Annotated in this window: 21 protein-coding genes; 15 read left to right on the top strand and 6 right to left on the bottom strand. The window is 60.0% G+C overall.

What is annotated here, in order from left to right; translation table 11 throughout:
- Positions 1 to 429 precede the first annotated feature (429 nt).
- The 3 genes from CLM71_RS12265 (at position 430) to ydfG (ending at position 3,412) form a co-directional block, all read left to right on the top strand.
- Entirely contained in the window at positions 430 to 1,863 is a 1,434-nt protein-coding gene (locus CLM71_RS12265; protein ID WP_105231256.1) for an MFS transporter, read from the top strand.
- Between the two features lie 140 nt (positions 1,864 to 2,003).
- Positions 2,004 to 2,528 (top strand): GNAT family N-acetyltransferase, encoded by a 525-nt coding sequence (locus tag CLM71_RS12270; protein WP_105231257.1) that lies wholly within the window; start codon positions 2,004 to 2,006, stop codon positions 2,526 to 2,528.
- Between the two features lie 134 nt (positions 2,529 to 2,662).
- Entirely contained in the window at positions 2,663 to 3,412 is a 750-nt protein-coding gene (ydfG, locus tag CLM71_RS12275) for a bifunctional NADP-dependent 3-hydroxy acid dehydrogenase/3-hydroxypropionate dehydrogenase YdfG (RefSeq protein ID WP_105231258.1), read from the top strand.
- A gap of 34 nt (positions 3,413 to 3,446) precedes the next feature.
- Here ydfG and CLM71_RS12280 read toward each other — a convergent pair whose 3' ends face one another.
- Positions 3,447 to 3,773, bottom strand: a complete 327-nt coding sequence (locus tag CLM71_RS12280) for a YnfA family protein (RefSeq protein WP_105231259.1) — start codon at positions 3,771 to 3,773, stop codon at positions 3,447 to 3,449.
- 167 nt (positions 3,774 to 3,940) lie between these two features.
- Between CLM71_RS12280 and CLM71_RS12285 the strand changes: the two genes are divergently transcribed.
- Positions 3,941 to 4,309: a DUF1283 family protein gene (locus tag CLM71_RS12285; protein WP_105231260.1), complete on the top strand. Its 369-nt coding sequence runs from the start codon at positions 3,941 to 3,943 to the stop codon at positions 4,307 to 4,309.
- Between the two features lie 90 nt (positions 4,310 to 4,399).
- The gene (locus CLM71_RS12290; RefSeq protein WP_105233362.1) at positions 4,400 to 4,699 is read left to right on the top strand and encodes a DUF1161 domain-containing protein; all 300 of its coding nucleotides are present in this window, start codon (positions 4,400 to 4,402) and stop codon (positions 4,697 to 4,699) included.
- 36 nt (positions 4,700 to 4,735) lie between these two features.
- Here CLM71_RS12290 and CLM71_RS12295 read toward each other — a convergent pair whose 3' ends face one another.
- Positions 4,736 to 6,223 carry an MDR family MFS transporter gene (locus tag CLM71_RS12295; RefSeq protein WP_105231261.1) on the bottom strand — a complete coding sequence of 496 codons (1,488 nt, stop codon included), beginning with the start codon at positions 6,221 to 6,223 and terminating at the stop codon, positions 4,736 to 4,738.
- Between the two features lie 515 nt (positions 6,224 to 6,738).
- On the opposite strand from CLM71_RS12295, the gene CLM71_RS12300 reads away from it, so the two are divergent.
- The 6 genes from CLM71_RS12300 to clcB all read left to right on the top strand — a co-directional run bounded on the left by CLM71_RS12300 (position 6,739) and on the right by clcB (position 13,145).
- The gene (locus CLM71_RS12300; protein WP_105231262.1) at positions 6,739 to 7,455 is read left to right on the top strand and encodes an ABC transporter permease; all 717 of its coding nucleotides are present in this window, start codon (positions 6,739 to 6,741) and stop codon (positions 7,453 to 7,455) included.
- A gap of 10 nt (positions 7,456 to 7,465) precedes the next feature.
- Entirely contained in the window at positions 7,466 to 8,374 is a 909-nt protein-coding gene (locus tag CLM71_RS12305) for a glycine betaine ABC transporter substrate-binding protein (RefSeq protein WP_105231263.1), read from the top strand.
- Between the two features lie 9 nt (positions 8,375 to 8,383).
- Positions 8,384 to 9,031: an osmoprotectant ABC transporter permease OsmW gene (osmW, locus tag CLM71_RS12310; RefSeq protein WP_105231264.1), complete on the top strand. Its 648-nt coding sequence runs from the start codon at positions 8,384 to 8,386 to the stop codon at positions 9,029 to 9,031.
- The gene (gene osmV / locus CLM71_RS12315; RefSeq protein ID WP_105231265.1) at positions 9,031 to 10,170 is read left to right on the top strand and encodes an osmoprotectant ABC transporter ATP-binding protein OsmV; all 1,140 of its coding nucleotides are present in this window, start codon (positions 9,031 to 9,033) and stop codon (positions 10,168 to 10,170) included. Before osmW ends, osmV begins: the two co-directional genes overlap by 1 nt.
- 206 nt (positions 10,171 to 10,376) lie before the next feature.
- On the top strand, positions 10,377 to 11,747 hold the full coding sequence (locus CLM71_RS12320) for a cytochrome c peroxidase (RefSeq protein WP_105231266.1): 1,371 nt from the start codon (positions 10,377 to 10,379) through the stop codon (positions 11,745 to 11,747).
- A gap of 117 nt (positions 11,748 to 11,864) precedes the next feature.
- On the top strand, positions 11,865 to 13,145 hold the full coding sequence (gene clcB / locus CLM71_RS12325; protein WP_105233364.1) for a voltage-gated ClC-type chloride channel ClcB: 1,281 nt from the start codon (positions 11,865 to 11,867) through the stop codon (positions 13,143 to 13,145).
- On the opposite strand, the gene bioD is transcribed toward clcB, so the two are convergent.
- From bioD to CLM71_RS12340, 3 genes are all read right to left on the bottom strand, one after another.
- Positions 13,142 to 13,813 carry a dethiobiotin synthase gene (bioD, locus tag CLM71_RS12330; RefSeq protein ID WP_105231267.1) on the bottom strand — a complete coding sequence of 224 codons (672 nt, stop codon included), beginning with the start codon at positions 13,811 to 13,813 and terminating at the stop codon, positions 13,142 to 13,144. The two genes, clcB and bioD, sit on opposite strands and share 4 nt — an antisense overlap.
- A 173-nt stretch (positions 13,814 to 13,986) precedes the next feature.
- Positions 13,987 to 15,204 carry an ROK family transcriptional regulator gene (locus CLM71_RS12335; protein WP_105231268.1) on the bottom strand — a complete coding sequence of 406 codons (1,218 nt, stop codon included), beginning with the start codon at positions 15,202 to 15,204 and terminating at the stop codon, positions 13,987 to 13,989.
- Positions 15,205 to 15,354: 150 nt separating this feature from the next.
- A complete protein-coding gene (locus tag CLM71_RS12340) occupies positions 15,355 to 16,263 on the bottom strand; it encodes a LysR family transcriptional regulator (RefSeq protein WP_105231269.1) in 909 nt (302 codons plus the stop codon).
- Between the two features lie 126 nt (positions 16,264 to 16,389).
- On the opposite strand from CLM71_RS12340, the gene CLM71_RS12345 reads away from it, so the two are divergent.
- From CLM71_RS12345 to CLM71_RS12355, 3 genes are all read left to right on the top strand, one after another.
- Entirely contained in the window at positions 16,390 to 17,676 is a 1,287-nt protein-coding gene (locus tag CLM71_RS12345; protein ID WP_199776414.1) for an MFS transporter, read from the top strand.
- 172 nt (positions 17,677 to 17,848) lie between these two features.
- Positions 17,849 to 18,787 (top strand): DNA replication terminus site-binding protein, encoded by a 939-nt coding sequence (gene tus, locus CLM71_RS12350; protein WP_105231271.1) that lies wholly within the window; start codon positions 17,849 to 17,851, stop codon positions 18,785 to 18,787.
- A 259-nt stretch (positions 18,788 to 19,046) separates the two neighbouring features.
- A complete protein-coding gene (locus tag CLM71_RS12355) occupies positions 19,047 to 19,424 on the top strand; it encodes a hypothetical protein (RefSeq protein ID WP_234008573.1) in 378 nt (125 codons plus the stop codon).
- A 60-nt stretch (positions 19,425 to 19,484) separates the two neighbouring features.
- Here CLM71_RS12355 and fumC read toward each other — a convergent pair whose 3' ends face one another.
- Positions 19,485 to 20,882: a class II fumarate hydratase gene (gene fumC / locus CLM71_RS12360; RefSeq protein WP_105231272.1), complete on the bottom strand. Its 1,398-nt coding sequence runs from the start codon at positions 20,880 to 20,882 to the stop codon at positions 19,485 to 19,487.
- 168 nt (positions 20,883 to 21,050) lie between these two features.
- On the opposite strand from fumC, the gene manA reads away from it, so the two are divergent.
- Positions 21,051 to 22,229 carry a mannose-6-phosphate isomerase gene (gene manA / locus CLM71_RS12365; RefSeq protein ID WP_105231273.1) on the top strand — a complete coding sequence of 393 codons (1,179 nt, stop codon included), beginning with the start codon at positions 21,051 to 21,053 and terminating at the stop codon, positions 22,227 to 22,229.
- Positions 22,230 to 22,336 lie beyond the last annotated feature (107 nt).

The following is a 22,336-nucleotide window of genomic DNA, read 5'->3' on the forward strand; positions in this document are numbered from 1 at the left end:
ATCCTCCGCATAAGCAAACGGTTGCGGTTAAATAGCAACCGTTTGCCTTTATTCATGCAATATTGCGCTGCACCATTGTTGCGCAACGATTATTTTTCGCCGTCCGGCCAATGGCTATGCGTATTAGCCTTGAGCCAACGCGTTAGCATTTCTGTTCAGTTACGCCACATATCCCCGACGCTGCACCATCAGCATGCAGACGGCTGCAGCCCCGCTCGCGCCAGCGGCAGCAGGCCGGCTTGCCGCTCGCTCCTTTGCCATCCGGTATTCACATTTACGGTAATTCTCAAAAGATGCCTTCACTTTATTAACCACTTTTTAACAATGGCGCATTGCGCTATGCTCACCCTCTTGTCTGTACCAATATCTACGCCACTGGGTTGCCGTTATGCCGGAAAATCGCCGCTGTTTTACTCTGGACGCTCTGTTATGAGCGTTTTTTCACGCGTCGGCGCGCTGCCGCTGCTGGTGGCAGGCGCATTTTTTATGGAGAACCTCGACGGTACGGTGATTGTCACCGCGCTGCCGCAGATGGCGGCCGCGTTCGGCGTGCAGCCGGTGGATATGAATATCGGCGTTGTTGCCTACATCCTGACGCTGACGGTATTTATCCCCGCCAGCGGCTGGATCGCCAACCGCTTTGGCGCACGCCGCGTGTTCTCGGCGGCGATTGTCATCTTCACGCTGGCCTCGGTGCTGTGCGCGCTGAGCGCGGATCTGGTCACCTTTACCGCCGCCCGTATTCTGCAGGGCTTCGGCGGTGCGCTGATGGTGCCGGTGGGTCGGCTGGCGGTGCTGCGCAACACCGATAAAAGCGGTTTGATTAAAGCCATCGCCACCATTACCTGGCCCGGGCTGGTGGCGCCGATCCTCGGGCCGCCGGTCGGCGGCTTCATCACCACCTATGCCTCATGGCACTGGATTTTTATTCTCAACCTGCCGCTGGGGCTGCTGGCGCTGCCGCTGGCCTGGCGGCTGATCCCGGGTGAGGCGCAGCAGGAGCGCGCACCGTTTGACGGCATCGGCTTTGTGCTGACCGGCGTTGCCTGCTTCGGCCTGATGTTCGGTCTGGATCTGATCAACCATCCGCAGCTCTCCTGGCTGGTGCCGCTGTTGTGCATCGCCGCCAGCCTGGCGGTCGGCGCGCTGGCGGTGCGCCACGCCAAACGGCATGCCGCTCCGCTGATCAACCTGTGGGCGATGCGGGTCAAAAGTTACGCGGTCACTATCTGGGGCGGCACGCTGTTCCGGCTGGCCATCGGCGCGGTGCCCTTTCTGCTGCCGCTGCTGTTCCAGATCGGTTTCGGCCTGAGCGCCTTTGAAGCCGGGCTGCTGGTGCTGGCGGTGTTTGCCGGCAACCTGGCGATGAAGCCCTTTACCTCCGCCATTCTGTACCGCTTTAATTTCCGCACCACGCTGATGGTCAACGGCCTGCTCAACGCCGCCGCTATCTTCGGCTGCGCGCTGCTGACGCCGGAGACGCCAATCTGGCTGATTATCGCCCTGCTGTTCGTCAGCGGCCTGACGCGCTCCATGCAGTTCACCGCGCTCAATACGTTGGCATTTTCCGAAGTGCCGCAAAGTAAAATGAACGACGCCAATACGCTGTTCAACGTGGCGCAGCAGATGGGCGGCGGGCTGGGTATCGCGGTGGGCGCGCTGGTTCTGCGGCTGGCGGAGATCTGGTTCCCGCCGGCGGGCGATGCAATCCCGCTGGCCAACTTCCAGCTGGCGTTTGTGGTGATCGGCGGTATTGCGCTGCTGTCGGTGGTTGACAGCTTCGGCCTGCCTGCCGAAGCCGGCAATGAAATTCGCCGGCAAACGCCGCCTATCTCAGCGCCGGAGAGCGGAAAACGCGGTTAACCGCACGCTTTGTGCCCTTTTATCCGCCGGTGGGTAAAAATGGCTCGCATCGGCTGACAATCCACGTAATATCGACGATCCGCCCGGCGTCAGCCCGGCGGATTTTTTGCCATTCGGGCCTGAAAAGCGAGGTAAGAATAATGATTCACAGTGACCTTTCTCAGTGCCGCGTAAACAGCGAACGGCTGTTGCTGACCCCTTTTAGCGCAGCCGACGCCGATGAGGTTTACCAGGCGATTACACCGACCCTGACCCGCTTTATGAGTTTTGAGCCGGAACCCTCCGCCGAGGCGTTTGCCGAGGTATGGCAGGGCTGGCTGCCGCTGATGCGTGAAGGGGAAGAGATCTTTTTTGTCGTCCGCCGACGCGAAGACAAACAGTTTGTCGGTATGGGCGGCGTGCACAATCTGCGCTCGCCGACGCCGGAGCTGGGGCTGTGGGTAAAAGAGGACCAGCAGCATCAGGGCTACGGCCGCGAACTGCTGCAGGCGATTGCCCGCTGGGCCGGCGAACGCTATCGGCCGCACTACTTTATCTATCCGGTTGCGGAGCAGAACCTTCCCAGCCGCCGGCTGGCCGAGTCGCTGGACGGTGAATTCAACGGCCGTCGGGATAACATCAAATTCGACTGCCTGGTCTACCATATCCCGCCGTTCAGCGAATAATCTGCGCTGATTTCGCCACCCGGCAGCACGCTACGGCAAATCTGCGCCGCACCGCCATCTTCCTTTGCCGCCGTGGCGCGGAATATGCTAATCATAGATGCAGACATGGGTAAAAACAGTTGAGGAACAGAGGGATGATTATTTTTGTTACCGGCGCCACCGCCGGTTTTGGCGAGGCTATTGCACGTAAATTTGTCCAGCAAGGCCACCAGGTGATTGCCACCGGTCGTCGCATCGACCGTCTGGATAGTCTGAAGGATGAGCTGGGCGACGCCCTGCATACCGTGCAACTCGATGTGCGCAACCGCGCCGCCATTCATCAGGCCATCGCCGCCCTGCCGGCGCAGTGGCGTCAGGTGGACGTGCTGGTGAATAACGCCGGGCTGGCGCTGGGACTGGAGCCGGCGCACAAGGCCAACGCCGATGACTGGGAAACCATGATCGACACCAACGCCAAAGGGCTGGTCAATATGACCCGTGAACTGCTGCCGGCCATGGTGGAACGCAACGTCGGCCATGTGATCAATATCGGCTCTGTCGCCGCCAACTGGCCGTATGCCGGCGGCAACGTTTACGGCGCCACCAAGGCGTTCGTCAAGCAGTTCAGTCTCGGCCTGCGCGCCGACCTGCAGGGCACCCGCCTGCGCGTGACCGATATTGAGCCAGGCCTGGTGGGCGGCACCGAGTTTTCCAACGTGCGCTTTAAAGGCGACGACGACAAGGTGGACCGCACCTATCAGGGCGCCAACGCCCTGACGCCGCAGGATATCGCCGAATCGGTGTATTGGGTGGCGACGCTGCCGTCGCACGTGAATATCAATACGCTGGAAATCATGCCGGTCAGCCAGTCCTTCGCCGGACTGAGCGTCCACCGCGACGCCTGACCCTCACGCGGCAGACGCTGTCTGCCGCCGTTTCTCAGGCTGCACGCCAGCCGGCCACGATAATCAGCATCCCCGCCAGCGCCACCCCGGCACCCAGCCAGTCGAACGCCGTCAGTTTTATCCCATCCACCACCCGCAGCCACAGCAGCGCGGTCGCCACGTATACGCCGCCGTAGGCCGCATAGACCCGGCCGCTGGCCGCCGGATGCAGCGTCAGCAGCCAGACAAACGCCATCAGACTCAGCGCCGCCGGCAACAACAGCCAGGCGCTCGCCCCCTTTTTCAGCCACAAATACGGCAGGAAGCAGCCGACGATCTCCGCCAGGGCGGTGGCGAAAAAGAGCAAGGTGGTTTTTAGCATGATGTGCCTGAGCTCTCTAAAAGGTAAACGAAAAGCGCGCCTGGCTGGTCTCCGGCAAGTGCGCAGTGTTATTATTAACCAAACGCTCATCGAGCGCGTGTCAGGTGCCGGATCGCCGCAGCCGCGGCGCGTCCGGCGTCGCAACACTAACTCATAAGGATAACAAGATGAAATCACTTTTCTCCCAACGACTGCTGCGCAGGATGCTGCCGGTCGCGGCATTGGCGCTGTCTGGCGCCTGGCAACTGCCGGCGCTGGCCGCCAGCTGCACCCAGGGCAGTACCTGCGTTACCGTTGACGGCAACGGCGGCACCGCCATGTCCAATGAAAACGCGCGCCAGAGCAAAGAGCAGTGGAACGACACCCGTAACCTGCGCCACAAGGTCAATACCCGCGTGGAGAAAGACTTCGATAAGCTGGACAGAGCGGCGGATGATGAAGATCGCTGTAACGACAGCCTGAACGTCAACGCCTATTGGGAGCCGTCAACGCTGAAATGTCTTGACCGCACCACCGGCCGTCGGATTAATCCTTAAACCGCCTGCAGCCGCTGCGTAGGCGTTAATTTTCACATCGGCAACTGCTATCCTGATAAAGGAAATTCATTCTCAACCAAGGACAGAATGATGAAAAAAGCGCTGATACTGAGTGCACTGTTATTGGCCACGGCGCCGCTGGCGGCCTTTGCCTCATGCGAAAGCGTGAAGGCGGAAATTTCGCAAAAAATTATCGCCAACGGCGTACCGGAATCCGGTTTCAAACTGGATATCGTGCCGAACGATCAGGCCGAACAGGCCGGCGGCCAGGTTGTCGGCCATTGCGAAAACGACACACAGAAAATTGTCTACACCCGTCTCGCCAACGGCGATGACGGCAGCGATGCAGCGGCCACCGGCACCAGCCAGGATGCCAACGCACCGCAATAACCGTTCACGGGCGCAGCACGCTGCGCCCGCTTCCTTTCAAACCCGCTCCGCCTCGCCCTCTTCGCTCTGCGGCCGCTGATGCGCCGGCACCAGCAGCGCGGCGCCCAACGCGCACAGCGACACCAGCGCCGAAACCAGAAATACCCAGTGCAATGACAGCGCAACCTGATGACTCAACGCCCCCAGCGTTTCCGCATCCAGCGCCGCACGCCGCGCCGGATCCATCAGCTGCTGTACCGGATCGGCGGTCTGCGGCAAACGCAGCTGCAGGTTGATATTCAGCGTCGCGCCGAGAATCGCGGTGCCGATCGCCGAGCCCATCATGCGGGTAAACACCGTACAGGCGGTGGCGATGCCGCGGATGCTGTGATGCGCGGCGTTTTGCACCGACACCAGAAAAGTGGTGTTGCACAGCCCCATGCCGGCGCCGACCATAAAGGCCGCCACCCGCCCCCACAGCAGACCGCCGTCCGGCTGTAACAGCAGTAAAATCGCCCCGCCGGCGACCAGCAGCCCGGCCCCCAGCAGCGCCGTGGTGCGGTAAGAGGTCAGCAGCATCAACCGGCCGCTGAAGGTGCTGGCCAGCGGCCAGCCTATCGACATCAGGGCCAGCGTGGTGCCGGCCTGCAGCGGCGTACCGCCCATCGCGCCCTGAATAAAGGTGGGCAGAAATGCGCTGATGCCCATCATCGCCGCGCCGATCGCCAGGCCGCCGACGTTGCCGGCGACGATCACCCGGCTGCGCCACAGCGCCAGCGGGAACAGCGGCTCCGGCGCGCGGCGCTCCTGACGAATCAGCAGCCACAGCGACAGCGCCGCCAGCAGCAGCATCGGCACGATCCCTATCCCCAGCGTATCCGCCTGCAGCAGCGCCAGCAGCAGACTGGCGACGAACAGCGTCATCCAGGCGGTGCCCGCCCAGTCCAGCGCGTGGTTGCGCACCCGCTCGCCGGACGGCAGGTAGCGCCCCAGCAGCGCCATCGCCAGCAGGCCGATCGGCAGATTGACCCAGAACACCAGCGCCCACGGCAGATGTTCGACGATAAACGCCCCCAGCAGCGGGCCGATAATGGCGGAAAACCCCCACACGCTGGACAGATAGCCCATCACTTTCGGCCGTTCGTCCGGTCCGTAGACGTCACCGATAATGGTGGTGGCGATCGGCATCACCGCCCCGGCGCCCAGCCCTTGCAGCAGACGGAAACCAATCAGCCAGTACATATTCGGCGAAAAGCCGCACAGGATAGACCCCAGCAGAAACAGCGCAGCGCCGAAGAAAAAGACCCGCTTGCGACCATAGAGATCCGCCAGCCGGCCATAAATCGGAATGGTAATCGCCTGGGTGAGCAAATAGACCGCAAACACCCAGCCAAGCAGCGAAAAGCCGCCCAAATCGGCGATGATGGTCGGCATGGCGGTCGCCACAATGGTGGCTTCAATGGCCGACATAAACATCGCCAGCATACAGGCGATCAGAATCAGCGGCCGGTGCGCCACCCTGGTGGCAAAAAGGTCATTAGTCATTATTTAACCAGTAAATCCGCAAGTGTGAGGCAATAAGAATCAAGTATATCAGCGCAGCTCGACAAGCCGCCGGCTCGCTGTCCGCTCTGCGATCTCGGTAGTTTAAAAAGGCATCAATTGAACATTTTGTGACAGCGTAACGAAAAGTCGGGTAATTTTTTTCATTACCGCCTACGGCTAGCTACCATGCGGGCTAAGGTAAAAAAATTGTTAAATTCAATCGCCTGATTTCGCTGGCAAAACTTGTCAAGCAAAACAACAGGATGTTATACCTTGATTCAGCCGGACGCAGCACGATCCGGCAGCTTTCGTAATCGTTAAAATCATTATTAACAATTGATTTTAAAGCCTTATTGGGACAGCACTCTGCGTAATGCATGGACGAGGCCGCCTTCTGCCCAATAACACCATTTTTAATGCGATACGCCCGTTTGGCCCCCACCGGCAACTGTGGGTCGCCATCGCGCGTCACTGCGCCCTATAACCGGCGTTACGCACTACGGAGGACGCACCACATGACTACCTCAGCGCACCAACGGCGCTTTGTTCTCGGCGGCCTGCTGCTGCTGGCCGTGATCGCTCTGCTGATCTACGGCATCGGCTGGGAGACGATAAAAGCGCGGCAGGTCGACCTGATTTATCTCGGCGAGCAGCATATGTTCCTGGTGTTCTGCTCCATGCTGCTGGCGCTGCTGGTCGGCATTCCCAGCGGTATCCTGCTCAGCCGCCCCTTCGCCCGTCGTTGGGCCGAATACGTCATGCAAATCTTCAACGTCGGCAACACTCTGCCGCCGCTGGCGGTGCTGGCACTGGCGATGGTGATCGTCGGTATCGGTGACAAGCCGGCGGTGGTGGCGCTGTTTCTGGCGTCGCTGCTGCCCATCGTACGCAACACCTATTCCGGGCTGATTTCCGTACCGGCGCCGCTGCTGGAAGCGGCCAACGGCATCGGCATGACCGCCGCCCAGCGCCTGCGCCAGGTCGAACTGCCCAACGCGCTGCCGGTGATTATGGCCGGCGTGCGCATTGCGATGGCGATTAACGTCGGCACCGCGCCGCTGGCCTTCCTGATCGGCGCCAGCAGCTACGGCGAACTGATCTTCCCGGGCATCTATCTCAACGATTTCCCGACCCTGATTCTGGGCGCCGCCGCCACCGCGCTGATTGCGCTGCTGCTCGATCTGGCACTGGCCGGGCTGGGCCGCTGGCTCAGCCCGCACACCGCATCCTGAGGAGAACACCATGACCCCTTGGCTGAAACAAGGTAAAGCGGCGCTGCTCAGCGCGCTGCTGCTGTTTACCAGCGTCAGTTGGGCCGCTCCGCTGACGCTGGCCAGCAAGAACTTTACCGAACAGCGTATTTTGTCGGAAATCACGGTGCAGTATCTGCGCACGCAGGGATTCCAGGTGGAGCCGAAAACCAACCTGGCCACGGTGATCACCCGCAATGCGATGATCAATAAGCAGATCGATATGACCTGGGAATACACCGGCACCTCGCTGATTATCTTTAACCATATTAAGCAGCGCATGACGCCGCAGCAAACCTACGACACGGTGAAAAAACTCGACGCCAAACTCGGCCTGGTGTGGCTGCAGCCGGCGGATATGAACAACACCTACGCCTTCGCCATGCAGCGCAAACGCGCCGAAAAGGAAAATATCCGCACCATGTCGCAACTGGTGGCCAAAATCGAGCAGGTGCGCCGGGACGACCCCGATAATAACTGGCTGCTCGGACTGGACCTGGAGTTTGCCGGGCGTTCCGACGGCCTGAAGCCGCTGCAGAAGCTGTACAACATGCCGCTCGATCGCCCGCAGATTCGTCAGATGGATCCGGGGCTGGTGTATAACGCCATCCGCGACGGCTTTGTCGACGCCGGCCTGATCTACACCACCGACGGCCGGGTGCAGGGCTTCGACCTGCAGGTATTGGACGATGATAAAGGCTACTTCCCCAGCTATGCGGTCACGCCGGTGGTGCGCGCCGACGTGCTGAAAAACACGCCGGGGCTGGAAAAGGCGCTCAATACCCTGTCGAAGCAGCTGACCAACCCGGTGATCACCCGCCTGAACGCCAAAGTCGATATCGATTATCAGACGCCGCAGCAGGTCGCCCGCGACTTCCTGAAGCAACAGGGCCTGATTTAAGGAGAGATGATGCAAACCTTAATCTATGCATGGCAGAACTGGGGCTACATCGCCGGTCTGACGCTGGAACATATGATGCTGGTCGGGCTGGCCGTCGGCCTGGCCATTCTGATTGGCGTCCCGCTCGGCGTGCTGATCGTGCGCCATAAATGGCTGGCGACGCCCATTCTCAGCCTGGCCACCATCGTGCTGACCATTCCGTCCATTGCGCTGTTCGGCCTGATGATTCCGCTGTTTTCGCTGATCGGTCACGGCATCGGCTACCTGCCGGCGGTCACTGCGGTGTTCCTCTACTCGCTGCTGCCGATCGTGCGCAATACCCACACCGCACTGGACAATCTGCCCGGCGGCCTGCGTGAAGCCGGCCAGGGTATCGGCATGACCTTCTGGCAGCGGCTGCGCTGGGTCGAAATTCCGGTGGCGCTGCCGGTAATTTTCGGCGGCATCCGCACCGCCGTGGTGATGAATATCGGCGTGATGGCGATTGCCGCCGTCATCGGCGCCGGCGGCCTCGGCCTGCTGCTGCTTAACGGCATCAGCGGCAGCGACATCCGCCAACTGATTACCGGCGCCGTCATGATCAGCCTGCTGGCGATCGTGCTTGACTGGCTGCTGCACCGCTTACAAATTGCCCTCACGCCCAAGGGGATCCGCTAATGATTAAATTAGAAAACCTGACCAAACAGTTCGTACAGAAGAACGGCAAAGCGTTCAACGCCGTCGATAATGTTAATCTGGAAGTGCCCGCCGGCGAAATCTGCGTATTGCTCGGCCCGTCCGGCTGCGGCAAAACCACCACGCTGAAAATGATTAACCACCTGATTATGCCGACCAGCGGCAAAATCCTGATTAACGGTGAGGATACCGCCGGCCTGGACACCGTCACCCTGCGGCGCAATATCGGCTACGTGATCCAGCAAATCGGCCTGTTCCCCAATATGACCATTGAGGAGAACATCACCGTGGTGCCGCGCATGCTGGGCTGGGACAAACAGCGCTGCCGCGCGCGCGCCGAAGAGCTGATGAGCATGGTGGCGCTGGATCCGAAGCGTTTTCTCAGCCGCTATCCGAAAGAGATGTCCGGCGGCCAACAGCAGCGTATCGGCGTGATCCGCGCGCTGGCCGCCGATCCGCCGGTGCTGCTGATGGATGAACCGTTCGGCGCCGTCGACCCGATTAACCGTGAGACTATCCAGAATGAGTTTCTCGATATGCAGCGCCAGCTGAAGAAAACCGTGATGCTGGTCAGCCACGATATTGATGAGGCGCTTAAACTGGGCGACCGCATCGCCGTGTTCCGTCAGGGCAAAATCGTGCAGAACGCCAGCGCGGACGAGCTGCTGGCGCGCCCGGCTAATGAGTTCGTCGCCTCATTTGTCGGCCAGGACCGTACGCTGAAGCGCCTGCTGCTGGTGCAGGCCGGCGACGTCACCGACCAGCAGCCCACCGTCACGGTGCGTAAATCCACCTCGCTGGCCGACGCCTTCGCCCTGATGGATGACAACGATGCGCGTTCGGTGACGGTGGTGGACGATGACGGTAAGCCGCTGGGCTACGTCAAACGCCGTGAGGCGCGCGGCGCACAGGGCGTCTGCGCCGACGCCATTCACCACTTCCGCGTGCACGGCAAAGCCGAGGAAAACCTGCGGGTGGTGCTGTCGAAGCTGTATGAGCACAACACCTCATGGATGCCGATCGTCGATGAAGACGGCCGCTACAGCGGGGAGATTTCGCAAGATTATATCGCTGATTATCTTAGCTCCGGGCGTACCCGCAGGGCCTTGAATCCTCAGTAAATTCTGAAATTTGGCGGCCCCGGCCGCCGTTTCTCTGAACCATAGCCAAAACCTATTCCAGCGATAGCCCATAACTCTATAATTGCTTGATATCAATCAAGTATCATCCGCGCCCGTCCTCCGACAATCCATACTGCCGTTTTTTTCGCCATCCCGTTGGATGGCGCGGCAATCACTGTAAGCAAACTCAATGGAGCGAGAGCAAGATGAAAAAAATTATTTTGGGGTGTGCGATCCTGGCGATCGCGGGGTATCTGGGCATCGTCGGTTATATCTATCATTACGATCAGCAGCGCCAGCCCGCGACTGCCGATAATGACATCAACGCTATTTTCACCAAGCATGGCTGTGATTACTGCCATACCCAATCCGCCGAACTGCCCTTCTACGCCAGCCTGCCGGTGGCCAAGCAGCTGATGCAGTACGATATCAAAACCGGTTCGCAACATTTCGACCTGAACCCGACCCTGAATGCACTGAGCCAGGACGGCGCGGTGCCGGAAGTGGATCTGGCGAAAATGGAAGCGGTGCTGCAAAGCGGTGAAATGCCACCGATGCGCTATAAAGCGGTGCACTGGTCCGGCGAACTGGGTGACGCCGACCGGCAGACCCTGCTGAGCTGGATCCGCACCCAGCGTGAACGCTTCTATACCCGTCCGGGTACGCCGGAAGCGCTGCGCGGTCAGGCGCTGCAGCCGCTGCCTGACTCGCTGCCGACCGACGCACAAAAAGTGGCGCTGGGCTTCCGCCTGTTCCACGATCCGCGTCTGTCTGCCGATAACAGCATCTCCTGCGCCCATTGCCACCAACTGGGCGCCGGCGGCGTGGACGGTCGCGTCACTTCACTGGGGGTCAACGACCAGCACGGGCCGATCAACGCGCCGACGGTGTTTAACGCCGCGCTGAACTTTTCACAGTTCTGGGACGGCCGCGCCGCGGATCTGCAGCAGCAGGCCGGCGGACCGCCGCTCAACCCGGTTGAAATGGCCTCCACCTCCTGGGATCAGATTATCGGCAAGCTGGACCAGGACGCGCGACTGAAGGCGGATTTCCAGCGCGTTTACGCCGACGGTTTCTCCGGCGATAACATTACCGACGCCATCGCCGAGTTTGAAAAAACCCTGCTGACGCCGGACAGCCCGTTCGATCGCTATCTGAAAGGCGACGAAAGCGCGCTGACCGCCCAGCAAAAGCGCGGCTATCAGCTGTTCCGCGACAACAAATGCGGCACCTGCCATACCGGTGAAAACCTCGGCGGCCAGTCATATGAAGTGATGGGGCTGAAAGCCGACTACTTCGCCGACCGCGGCAATCTGACCGAGGCCGACAACGGACGTTACAATGTCACTAAAAATGAAGCCGACCGTCACCGCTTCAAGACGCCGACCCTGCGCAACGTCGCGCTGACCGCCCCGTATTTCCACGACGGCAGCGTCACCAGCCTGCACCAGGCGGTGAAGGATATGCTGAAGTATCAGGTCGGCGTCACGCTGCCTGACAGCGACGTCGACGACCTGGTCGCGCTGCTGGATGGCATGACCGGCAAATACCAACCCTCCTCCCCGCCGGCGAACTAAGCCAGAATGTCGTCTCACCAGCGGATCTGCAAAGATTCGCTGGTTTTCCCACCGCCAGACAAGCACAATGCCTTCCTGCCTCATTCATTTTATTCACTATTTTATTTTGACGGACGCATGAAAAGACGGATTCATCTGCGCCACTATCGCGCCCTGCTGCGCCGCCTGTTCATTGCGGTCTTCCTCGGTATTGCCGCCGCGCTGGTGGTCTGGCTGTTTCACCGCGCCATGCTGGGGCTGGAGTGGCTGCTGCTCGACCATGAAGACGGCAGCCTGGTGGCCGCCGCTGCCTCGCTGCCCGCCTGGCGACGCGTGCTGACGCCGGCGCTGGGCGGACTGGCGGCCGGCTTTCTGCTGTGGATCTATCAGCGCTATCAGCATCAGCAGCCCAACGCGCCGACCGACTATATGGAAGCGATTGAAACCGGCGACGGCCGGCTGGACGTCAAGGCCAGTCTGGTGAAGTGTCTGGCGTCGTTGCTGGTGGTCTCCAGCGGCAGCGCCATTGGCCGCGAAGGCGCGATGATCCTGCTGGCGGCGCTGATTGCCTCGGTGTTTGCCCAGCGTTTTACCCGTGAAAGCGAATGGAAACTGTGGGTGGCCTGCGGCGCCGCCGCCGGGATGGCCAGCGCCTACCACGCCCCGCTGGCGGGCAGCCTGTTTATTGCGGAAATTCTGTTTGGCACGCTGATGCTGGCGTCGCTGGGGCCGGTGGTGATCGCCGCCGTCAGCGCCCTGCTGGTGACCAATCTGCTGAGCGGCGGCCAGGCGCCGCTGTATAACGTCGAACCGCTGCCGGCTCCGTTGCCGCTGCAATATCTGCTGATGGCGCTGCTCGGCGTGCTGGCCGGCATCTGCGGGCCGCTGTTTCTGTCGGCGATGTCCGCCACCGGACGCGCTTTCCGCTCATTACGCCTGCCGCCGCCATTGCAGCTGGCGCTGGGCGGGCTGATCGTCGGGCTGCTGTCGCTGCTGTTTCCTGAGGTGTGGGGGAACGGTTATAGCGTGGTGCAGGCGCTGCTTAGCGCACCGCCGGGCGTGCTGTTGGTCGGCGCGATTCTGATCTGCAAACTACTGGCGGTGCTGGCCAGCAGCGGCTCCGGCGCACCCGGCGGCGTATTTACGCCAACGCTGTTCGTCGGTGCGGCGCTCGGTTCGCTGGTCGGCCAGCTGTGCGCCCTGTGGCCGGAATTGGGCAGCGCGATCCCGCTGCTGATGGCGCTGACCGGCATGGCAACCCTGCTGGCGGCCACCACCCATGCGCCGATTATGGCGGCGCTGATGGTGTTCGAGATGACCGGCGAATACACCCTGCTGCCCGGCATCCTGCTCTCCTGCGTGATCGCCACCACTATCTCCCGCGGGTTACGTCCGGTATCGGTCTACCACAACGCTTAGCCATTCAGCAGCGCGCTGATGTCCAGATAATGGGCCAGTTCGCGCTGCTCCGCGCGTGGCAGGTAAGGAATTTCCCCCAGCAGCGGCGCCGCAATCCGCTGCTGTAGGGCATCGATGGTTTCCGCATAGTGCGCCAGCCCCGGGTTGATACGGTTGGCAACCCAGCCCAGCAGCGGCAGGCCGGCATGGGCGATCGCCTGCGCGGTCAACAGCGCATGGCTGACGCAGCCTTCTTTAATCCCCACCACCAACACCACCGGCAGCTGTTCCTGCGCCACCCAATCGGCATACGGGCGCAGATCGCTCATCAGCACCTGCCAACCGCCGCTGCCCTCAACCACCACCACCTCGGCCTTTTCCGCTATCTGTTTCAGGCCGCGGCTCATCAGCTCGTAGTTGACGCCATCGCTGGCGTGGGCATGAAAAACTTCATCCAGACAGGTGATCGGATTGATCTCCTCATAGCTCAGCGGCACGCAGGAAGAGGCCTGCAGCACCAAAGCGTCTTTATTGCGAATACCTTCGCTGGTTTCCTGACAGCCCGCCGCAATAGGCTTATAGCCTACGGCGCTACGCCCCTGTGCGGCGAAAGCCTGCAGTAAAGCGCGGGAAATCACCGTTTTACCCACAGAGGTGTCCGTACCTGTAACAAATAAACGCTTTAACATGAATAAAATGCCCCGGGATGCTCCGTTAACCAAAAAAAATGCCATCACTTCGGCGGAAGGTAGAACGGAGAAATTCTAGGGGATACAAAATGCGGGCGGATTGAGGTAGCTCAATATTTTGTCGTTAAATAATAACAATCTCTGATACGAGCTGGCGTGCAGCGACAAAAGCGCTAGCCCTGCAACAGTTTCACCAACAGCGAACCGTTGTACAGCGCCTCTTTCACCAACGCTGCGCCGGGCATGGTGCCCTGATTGAAAAATTGCGTGGACTCAACCTGCAGCGCCTGGCTATAAATTGGTAAGGACTGCTGGAGAATACAGGACATGATCGCGGGATGCAGAATCTCCGCCGCACGGTTAAGCGGCGAGCCGATCAGGATCTTTTCCGGATTAAACAGATTGACCATTATCGCCAAAATGCGTCCGACGCTGTGCCCGACGCTTAAAATAATATCTTTAGCCAGTCGATCGCCGGTCAGCGCCGCATCGCACAAGGATTCCACCGTCAGCGGCTGATCGCGCAGCGTAGAACCAGCGGATACCTGCAACCGCTGCTGGGCTATCTCCAGCATATTCTCAATGCTGGCCACCGTTTCCAGGCAGCCGTGGTTGCCGCAATAACAGCGCTTGCCGTACGAATCGACCTGGGTATGGCCAATCTCCACCACCCGCTGGCTGCCGGTGTGCAGCACCCGCCCGCCGGTAATCACTCCCGCGCCGACGTTATGGTCAATCACTACCTGAATCACGTTCTGACAGCCGCGTGAGGCGCCGTACAGCGCCTCGGCCATGGTCCAGGCGCCGATGTCATGCTGCAGGAACACCGGCAAACCGGTGCGGGCCGACAGCGCCGGCCCCAGCGGCATATCTTCCACCGTATAAAACGGCATACGGTGCACAATACCATTGGCGGCATCGATCATCCCCGGCAGGGTGATGGCGATCGCCGTCAGGCGCTCCAGGAGACGCTGATGGCGACTGAAGAATTGATCGACTTCCGTCAGAATACGCGTCAGCAGCGGCTCGTCATGCTCCGCCGCCAGCGGCAGTTGCTCTTCCACCACCATTTTGCTACTGAGATCGCGCAGCGCCAGCGTAATGCTGCCGCGGCTGATGCGGGCGGACAGGTAGTGCCAGGCCTCGGTATCCAGCACCAGCCCGACGGCCGGGCGGCCGCGGCTGCCCACTTCCTGATATTCGGTCTCTCTGACCAGATGGGCTTCCAGCAGTTCGCGCACGATTTTGGTGATGCTGGCCGGCGCCAGCTGGGCGCGCTTTGACAGTTCAATTCGCGAAATCGGCCCGTGCTGATCGATCAGTCGGTACACCGCCCCTGCATTTGTTTGTTTGATCTGATCAATATGCCCAGGCTGAGCGTCCGCAATCACAAACCGGCTCCTACTATTTTTCGCGCTGCTAAATAAAGACTAAAGGGTATGGTGGAGCTTTTATAATAAAGCGTCAACTATTTGATTCGTTATGTGATTAGCAGCACAAATTCCGCTTTGTTTCAGTGAAGTTCATCGTATTTACGCCGGTTAAACCGGCGCTTCGGCGCGCGTCAACATCATTTGCATCAGCGCACGGGCGGCAGCGGTTAACGGCCGCTGGCGATGGTGCACCAGCCAGACTTCGGTTTGCGCCTGCGGTTCGGCCAGCGGCAGGTATTTTACGCCGTCAAGCTTCACCCGGCCGAACGAAGCCGGCAGGATGGAAATCCCCAACCCGGCGGACACCAGGCCGATAATGGTCATCGCCTCGCCCACTTCCTGCGTGATATACGGCGTGATGCCGGCGTTCTCCAACAGCAGCAGCGTTTCATCGTACAGCGCGGTGCCGACCTCACGCGAGAAAAACACAAACGGCTCCTGCGCCAGATGGCTAAAACGCAGAGCATCCGGCGCCAGCTGCGCCAGCGGGTGCCCTTCCGGCACCACGGCCAGCATCGGTTCGCGCAGCAGCAGCGTGTGCCGCAAGGCATCCGGCAGCTTGGTATTGCGCATCACGCCCAGATCCAGCTCGCCGTTCAATAACGGTTCCAACTGTTGCTTAGTATTGATTTCACGCATTTTAATATGCACGTCGGGATGCTGCTGCCGGAATGCGCGCAGATTACGCGACACCGCGCCGATAAACGGCGCCGACGAGGTGAAACCGATGGTCAGTTCTCCCGATTCGCCGCGCTCCAGACGTGCCGCCTTTTCCGCCGCACGATTCACCTGGTCGATCACCTGCCAGGCCTCTTTCAGGAACATTTCGCCGGCCTGCGTCAGGCTGACGTTGCGGTTGTTGCGCGCCAGCAGACGCGCGCCGACCATCTCTTCCAACGCCTGTATCTGCTGGCTGAGCGGCGGCTGCGAAATCCGTAGGCGCTGGGCGGCGCGGCCAAAGTGCAGCTCTTCCGCAACGGCGATAAAGTAACGCAGGTGGCGCAGTTCGATATTCATATTTAAAACGTCTCAATTTTAATTATTAATATATTAGACAAAAAATTCGCCGCTCCCTATGATTTTATACAGCAACCATCGCTGTGTATTTCCGAAGTCCGGTAAGGAACCTGTGTGAATTCCCCAATGCGTTCTGCGGCCAAGACGCCGTCGACGCGGGCCGCCAATGATGAAACGGCGGCCGCTGCGCCAAAAAACCAACGCTCTTCGTTGAACAAACTCCCCTATATTGAACGCGGTACGCCGCAGTTTATGCGCGTGACGCTGGCGCTGTTTTCCGCCGGTCTGGCCACCTTCGCACTGCTGTACTGCGTACAGCCGATCCTGCCGGTGCTGTCGCAGGACTTCGGCATCTCTCCGGCCGAAAGCAGCCTGTCGCTCTCCTTCTCCACCGGGCTGCTGGCAATCGGCCTGATGTTTACCGGCCCGCTGTCCGACGCCATCGGCCGTAAATCGGTGATGGTGGTGGCGCTGCTGCTGGCGGCGGTGTGTACGCTGATCTGCGCGGTGATGACCAGCTGGCACGGCATTTTGCTGATGCGCGCGCTGATCGGGCTGTCCTTGAGCGGGCTGGCGGCGGTGGGCATGACCTACCTGAGCGAAGAGATTCACCCCAGCTTTGTGGCGTTCTCCATGGGGCTGTATATCAGCGGTAACTCCATCGGCGGCATGAGCGGCCGTCTGGTGACCGGCGTACTGACCGATTTCTTCTCCTGGCGCGTATCGCTGGCGGTAATCGGCCTGTTCGCGCTGATCGCAGCTTTTGTGTTCTGGCGCATTCTGCCGGCCTCTAAACATTTTCGCGCCAGTTCGCTGCGCCCGCGCACGCTGATGATCAACTTCAAGCTGCACTGGCACGATAAAGGGCTGCCGCTGCTGTTTGCCGAAGGTTTTCTGCTGATGGGCAGCTTTGTCACCCTGTTCAACTACATCGGCTATCGGCTGCTGGCAAACCCTTACCACCTGAGCCAGGCGATTGTCGGCCTGCTGTCGGTGGTGTATCTCACCGGTTCTTACAGTTCGCCGAAAGCCGGCGCGATGACGGCGCGTTTTGGCCGCGGCCCGGTGCTGCTGGGATCGATCCTGATTATGCTGAGCGGCATTCTCCTCACCGAGCTGGCGCCGGTGGCGGTGATCTTTGTCGGCATGATGCTGTTTACCGCCGGCTTCTTCGCCGCCCACTCGGTGGCCAGCAGTTGGATTGGCCGCCGCGCGCGCCGCGCCAAAGGCCAGGCCTCCTCGCTGTATCTGTTCAGCTATTACGCCGGATCCAGCGTCGCCGGCACGCTCGGCGGCGTGTTCTGGCACAGCTTCGGCTGGAGCGGCGTGGTGGCCTTTATCGGCGTGATGCTGCTGCTGTCGCTGTTCGTGGTGCACTACCTGCGCAAACTGCCTGAAGCCGCACGCGTTTAACTCTGCCGCTGTGGGCGCGGCCCTCGCCGCGCCTATATTCTCCGCCCGTCTCACCTTGTCTGTCCTGTTTGGCCTTGACTACACCGTTATTCCCCTTATTTACCGTTGCTGAGGTTGCCCCCTTGGTTGGCCTACCCTACAATGCATGTTGTAACTAAAATACGAGGTAGCGATGAGCAACTACGACCTGATTGCCCGGATGAACCAGTGCTTTAATCAATTAGAAGCGGCGCTGGCGGAACTCCACCAGCAGATCGTGCCGCTGCGGCTGCTGGCCGCGCGGGTGTTCAGCCTGCCGGAGATTGAGAAAGGTAAAGAACACCAGGCCATCGAACAGATCGCCGTTGAGCAGCACCTCGGCCAGGCGGCGCGCGACCTGGCGCTTGAGCACTACCAGCGGCTGTTTATCCATCACAATAAGCAGCACGTCAGCAGCAAGGCGGCGGTTCGCCTGCCGGGCGTGCTCTGTCTGGCGGTGGAGCCGCTGCAGTACGCCGCCCTGCAGCAACAGATCTCACGGATCAACCGTCTGAAGGCAGAACTGGAACATATCATCACCGTCGAATCCGGGCTGGCGCCGGAACAGCGCTTCGACTTTGTCCATACCCATCTTCACGGGCTGATCACCCTCAGCGCCTACCGCACCATTACCCTACTCACCAACCCGGACTCGGTGCGTTTCGGCTGGGCCAATAAGCATATTATCAAGAAGGTAAAGCGCGACGACGTGCTGCAGCAGTTGGAAAAAAGCCTGAAGGCCGGACGCGCGGTGCCGCCGTATAACCGCCAGCAGTGGGCGGAGCTGGTCGAGCGGGAGATTGACGACGTCAGCCGCCTGCCGCAGCAGGCGACGCTGAAGATCAAGCGCCCGGTCAAGGTGCAGCCTATCGCCAGGGTATGGTATCAGCAGCAACAAAAGCAGGTGCAGCACCCCTGCCCGCTGCCGCTGCTGGCGCTGTGTCAGTTGGAGCGCGGCGCGGCGGTGCCAAAGATTGGCGAGCTGCTCAACTACGACGCCAACGCGGTAAAACATAAGCATAAGCCGCAGGCCAAACCGCTGCGGTTGGTGGTAAAGCGTCTGCACCTGTATACCGATGCGCCTACGCTCTGAGGGATTCCCCTTGAACAAGGGTTAATCCGCTTTACTATCAGGATTAAAGATACCGAACAGATATCGAAGCCGTGGGTATCGATGTAAACTGGATAATATTTGCCGAAGCCAAAGAATACAGAAAATTATTAGCCTTATCTGAAAGCATCAACGCCATAAATACCCCTAACGATGAACCTGTCGTTGCTTGATTAAGGAACAATCGCAATGAAACTCAACGCTAGCGTGCCACCAAATCGGATGAATCATGAGGAGTAAAATGGACACTGAAACGATTTATTTTATTTCCAGCCCCTCACCGACGCTCGGCCGCTCCCCACTCCACGGCATGGGCGGAGGGCTTTTTGGTCACTATAAAGAAGAGGAATACCTTGCCTGTTTACGACAAGGATTAAAAGAAAAGCACACCACATGGACCGTAGCCAGTGATAATACCGAATCCGATATAGAGAAGATTATCGCACAGCGGGTCAAACTCCTGGTTTGCGCCCCCGGGCTGCGCTTTCAGTTCTATAGCCAAGGATTTGAGCCAAAAAACATCATCCATCTCAGCACGATGGATTACGTTAATAATAATATTCAGCCGGTAATTAACCGTATAACGGCACTATGCCATGAGGAAAGTTTGAACCGATAATAACCACGTTCAAACAGGACCTGCCTCTCGGCAGGCCCATTTTACACCGCCCGGCAACCGCTACGGCTTCATACTGCCGACCATATTTTCCGGCCGCACCCACTGGCCGAACTGCTGCTCCGTCACATACCCCAGCTTCAGCGCCGCGGCCTGCAGCGTCAGCCCTTCCTTATGGGCCGTTTTGGCGATTTCTGCCGCCTTGTCATAGCCAATGTGGGTATTCAGCGCCGTCACCAGCATCAGCGATTCATTCAGCAACTGGCCGATGCGTTCGCGGTTCGGCTCGATGCCGGAGGCGCAGTAGGTGTTGAAACCGTTCATCCCGTCGGCCAGCAGGCGGATCGACTGCAGATAGTTATGGATCACCATCGGGCGGAAGACGTTCAGCTCAAAGTTACCCGATGCGCCGCCGATATTCAGCGCGACGTCATTGCCCAGCACCTGCGCGCACAGCATGGTCATCGCCTCACACTGGGTGGGGTTGACCTTCCCCGGCATAATCGAGCTGCCCGGTTCGTTCTCCGGGATGGCGATTTCGCCGATGCCGCAGCGCGGACCGGAAGCCAGCCAGCGGACGTCATTGGCGATTTTCATCAGCGAGGCCGCCAGCCCCTTCAGCGCGCCGTGCCCCTGCACCAGGGCGTCGCAGGTGGCCAGCGCCTCAAACTTGTTCGGCGCGGTGACGAACGGTTCGCCGGTCAGCTCCGCCAGCGCCTTGGCAACCCGCACCGCATATTCCGGATGGGTGTTAAGCCCGGTGCCGACGGCGGTGCCGCCCAACGCCAGTTCGGCGATATGCGGCACGCTGGCGTCGATATGCCGCAGGCTGTGCGCCAGCATCGCCGCCCAGCCGGAAATTTCCTGCCCCAGCGTCAGCGGCGTGGCGTCCTGCAGGTGGGTGCGGCCGATTTTAACGATGTCGTGAAACGCCTCGGCCTTAGCGCTCAGCGTACGCTGCAGCGTCTGCAGCGCCGGGATCAGCTGCTGACGCAGCGCAATCACGGCGGCGACGTGCATCGCGGTAGGAAATACATCGTTAGAGCTCTGGCTTTTATTGACGTCGTCATTGGGATGCACCCGGCGCCCCTCTCCCCGTTCGCCGCCCAGCAGCTCGCTGGCGCGATTAGCCAGCACCTCATTCATATTCATATTGGTCTGGGTACCGGAGCCGGTTTGCCAGATAGAGAGCGGGAACTCATCCGGATGCTGCCCCGCCAGCACTTCGTCCGCCGCCTGGATAATCGCCCCGGCGCGCTCGTCCGGCAACAGGCCAAGCTGCCGGTTAACTTCGGCGGCGGCGCGCTTGGTCAGCGCCAGCGCGTGAATCAGCGCGGTCGGCATCTTTTCCGTAGATATATGAAAGTGTTCCAGAGAGCGCTGCGTCTGAGCGCCCCACAGACGATCGGCCGGAACGTCAATCGCCCCCATCGAATCTTTTTCGCTACGCATGACTGCCATTACCTTCTCCTTAGTACATCGCCTAAAAACTCACCACTCCAGTATAGCGATATAATAATTATTCGCATTTAGCGAATGATGATGGCCCGCTTTTCGACTTATCCGCTTGCAAGCCCCCGAGCGGCGTTGTTTACTGGCGGCAATTCATTGTTCACTCAGGGAGTCATCATGCAAAAAATGACCAATACGGTGCAAAACTACGCCTGGGGCAGCCACGACGCGCTCACCAAACTGTACGGCATTGCCAACCCGCAGGGAAAACCGATGGCGGAACTGTGGATGGGCGCACACCCCAAAAGCAGTTCTCAGGTGACGGACGCCACGGGCGCGCAGCGCGCATTACGTGATGTTATTAATGAAAACCAACCGCAGCAGTTGGGGCGCCAGGTCGCCGAGCGCTTTGGCGAGCTGCCGTTCCTGTTTAAAGTGCTGTGTGCCGATCAGCCACTGTCGATCCAGGTGCACCCCAGCAAATCCGCCGCAGAAATCGGTTTTGCCAAAGAGAACGCCGCCGGTATTCCTCTGGACGCCGCCGAGCGCAACTACAAGGATCCGAACCATAAGCCGGAGCTGGTATTCGCCCTGACGCCGTTTTTGGCGATGAACGGTTTCCGCCAGTTGGACGATATTGCCGCCCTGCTGCAGCCCATCGCCAGCGCCCATCATGATATCGCCGCTTTCCTGCAGCAGCCGGACACGGAACGCCTGGCGAAGCTGTTCGCCGGCCTGCTCAGTATGCAGGGCGAACAAAAAGCCCGGGCGCTGGGCGTGCTGAAAGCGGCGCTCAACAATCAGCAGGGCGAACCCTGGAACACCATCCGCTTTATCGCCGGTTTTTACCCGGATGATAACGGCCTGTTCTCGCCGCTGCTGCTGAACGTCGTGCAGTTGGCGCCGGGCGAAGCGATGTTTCTGTACGCAGAAACGCCGCACGCCTATCTGCAAGGCGTGGCGCTGGAGGTGATGGCCAACTCGGACAATGTGCTGCGCGCCGGCCTGACGCCTAAATTTATTGATATCCCGGAGCTGCTGGCCAACCTGCAGTTCCGCCCGCAGTCCGCCGACGCGCTGCTGACCCGGCCGGAGCCGCGCGGCGACGAGCTGTTCTTCCCGATTCCGGTGGACGATTTCGCCTTTTCGCTGCATACGCTGTCCGCCGCGCCCCAGCCGTTGGCGCAACAGAGCGCGGCCATCGTATTCTGCGTGGATGGCGAAGCCATATTGGAACGACAGGATCAGCAGCTGCGGCTGCAGCCGGGCGAATCCTGCTTTATCCCCGCCTGCGAGTCGCCGGTGAGCGTCAGCGGCAGCGGCCGCATCGCGCGGGTTTATACTCTTTTGTCGTAACCATTTGGTAAATTTCAGCAAATGGGTTGCTAAAAGCAGGCGCATGCCTTCACAATTAAACGCCTGCGGGCGTTTTTTTGTTGGCCCTGTTCGCCTTGCGACGATGC

Origin of the sequence: Serratia sp. MYb239, from assembly GCF_002966855.1 — a bacterium.
GTDB lineage: Bacteria > Pseudomonadota > Gammaproteobacteria > Enterobacterales > Enterobacteriaceae > Serratia_B > Serratia_B rhizosphaerae.

What these genes read in the sequence shown, in the direction of transcription:
- CLM71_RS12265 (WP_105231256.1), top strand. Translation starts at nt 430, where the DNA reads ATGAGCGTTTTTTCACGCGTCGGCGCGCTGCCGCTGCTGGTGGCAGGC.
- CLM71_RS12270 (WP_105231257.1), top strand. Translation starts at nt 2,004, where the DNA reads ATGATTCACAGTGACCTTTCTCAGTGCCGCGTAAACAGCGAACGGCTG.
- ydfG (WP_105231258.1), top strand. Translation starts at nt 2,663, where the DNA reads ATGATTATTTTTGTTACCGGCGCCACCGCCGGTTTTGGCGAGGCTATT.
- CLM71_RS12280 (WP_105231259.1), bottom strand. Translation starts at nt 3,773, where the DNA reads ATGCTAAAAACCACCTTGCTCTTTTTCGCCACCGCCCTGGCGGAGATC.
- CLM71_RS12285 (WP_105231260.1), top strand. Translation starts at nt 3,941, where the DNA reads ATGAAATCACTTTTCTCCCAACGACTGCTGCGCAGGATGCTGCCGGTC.
- CLM71_RS12290 (WP_105233362.1), top strand. Translation starts at nt 4,400, where the DNA reads ATGAAAAAAGCGCTGATACTGAGTGCACTGTTATTGGCCACGGCGCCG.
- CLM71_RS12295 (WP_105231261.1), bottom strand. Translation starts at nt 6,223, where the DNA reads ATGACTAATGACCTTTTTGCCACCAGGGTGGCGCACCGGCCGCTGATT.
- CLM71_RS12300 (WP_105231262.1), top strand. Translation starts at nt 6,739, where the DNA reads ATGACTACCTCAGCGCACCAACGGCGCTTTGTTCTCGGCGGCCTGCTG.
- CLM71_RS12305 (WP_105231263.1), top strand. Translation starts at nt 7,466, where the DNA reads ATGACCCCTTGGCTGAAACAAGGTAAAGCGGCGCTGCTCAGCGCGCTG.
- osmW (WP_105231264.1), top strand. Translation starts at nt 8,384, where the DNA reads ATGCAAACCTTAATCTATGCATGGCAGAACTGGGGCTACATCGCCGGT.
- osmV (WP_105231265.1), top strand. Translation starts at nt 9,031, where the DNA reads ATGATTAAATTAGAAAACCTGACCAAACAGTTCGTACAGAAGAACGGC.
- CLM71_RS12320 (WP_105231266.1), top strand. Translation starts at nt 10,377, where the DNA reads ATGAAAAAAATTATTTTGGGGTGTGCGATCCTGGCGATCGCGGGGTAT.
- clcB (WP_105233364.1), top strand. Translation starts at nt 11,865, where the DNA reads ATGAAAAGACGGATTCATCTGCGCCACTATCGCGCCCTGCTGCGCCGC.
- bioD (WP_105231267.1), bottom strand. Translation starts at nt 13,813, where the DNA reads ATGTTAAAGCGTTTATTTGTTACAGGTACGGACACCTCTGTGGGTAAA.
- CLM71_RS12340 (WP_105231269.1), bottom strand. Translation starts at nt 16,263, where the DNA reads ATGAATATCGAACTGCGCCACCTGCGTTACTTTATCGCCGTTGCGGAA.
- CLM71_RS12345 (WP_199776414.1), top strand. Translation starts at nt 16,390, where the DNA reads ATGCGTTCTGCGGCCAAGACGCCGTCGACGCGGGCCGCCAATGATGAA.
- tus (WP_105231271.1), top strand. Translation starts at nt 17,849, where the DNA reads ATGAGCAACTACGACCTGATTGCCCGGATGAACCAGTGCTTTAATCAA.
- CLM71_RS12355 (WP_234008573.1), top strand. Translation starts at nt 19,047, where the DNA reads ATGGACACTGAAACGATTTATTTTATTTCCAGCCCCTCACCGACGCTC.
- fumC (WP_105231272.1), bottom strand. Translation starts at nt 20,882, where the DNA reads ATGGCAGTCATGCGTAGCGAAAAAGATTCGATGGGGGCGATTGACGTT.
- manA (WP_105231273.1), top strand. Translation starts at nt 21,051, where the DNA reads ATGCAAAAAATGACCAATACGGTGCAAAACTACGCCTGGGGCAGCCAC.